We start from the raw sequence: 584 nt of genomic DNA, 5'->3' as shown, positions 1-584 counted from the left end.
GCGTCGACATTGCGAAGCGGTCCCGACTTGATGAGCGCAATGTCATATCCGGTATTCGACCAGAGAACGTCGCCCTTGATCTTTCGCCCATCCGTCAGAAGCAGGTTGACTTCAGACGCCTGCCCGACGACATGGGCAGCGCTGACAAAATAGCCGTTTCCGATATAAACCGCCGAACCGTGGCCTTTGTCGTCAAAGATTTTCGCCACAGACTCAGCACGAATTTCCTCTGCGAACGGTTGCCAGTAGGCAAGCGCCAGCAGAGCGGCGACCGTTGCGGCCACCACGATTTTGCAGAACCGCATGTGCGGCCCTCCTATGTGGGAGTGGGGAGGATTATTTCGGCCAGAACTGGCTTATGAAGGGGATGACTTTTGTTGTGATTGCGCCTGCCAGTGCGGCGATCAGGATAAGGGCAAGCTTGGCGCCCTTCGCTTTCGTGAGCAGTTCATACATCTCATCGATCTTGTTCGACTGCTCATCGAACTTTTCTTCGAACGCTTTCAGTCGTTCCTCAAGGCGGATAACGCGGTCGCGTGTGTCTTGCACAGGTGTTGTCACTTCCAGCACCCCGCAGACTTTCC

2 protein-coding genes are annotated in these 584 nt (G+C 55.3%); both read right to left on the bottom strand.

Annotation, left to right across the window (positions count from 1 at the left end):
- Nucleotides 1–305: S1C family serine protease (locus RCF13_RS24765; RefSeq protein ID WP_308141625.1), on the bottom strand; the 305-nt coding region annotated here is incomplete at its 3' end.
- A 31-nt stretch (nucleotides 306–336) separates the two neighbouring features.
- A partial coding sequence (locus RCF13_RS24760) for a hypothetical protein (protein ID WP_308141624.1) occupies nucleotides 337–584 on the bottom strand: 248 nt, incomplete at its 5' end.

Origin of the sequence: Stenotrophomonas maltophilia group sp. RNC7 (genome assembly GCF_030910085.1) — a bacterium.
In the GTDB taxonomy this organism is placed as follows: Bacteria; Pseudomonadota; Gammaproteobacteria; order Xanthomonadales; family Xanthomonadaceae; genus Stenotrophomonas; species Stenotrophomonas sepilia.
The sequence above is the reverse complement of the archived record's forward strand: the minus strand, read 5'-3'. Positions and strand labels throughout refer to the sequence as shown.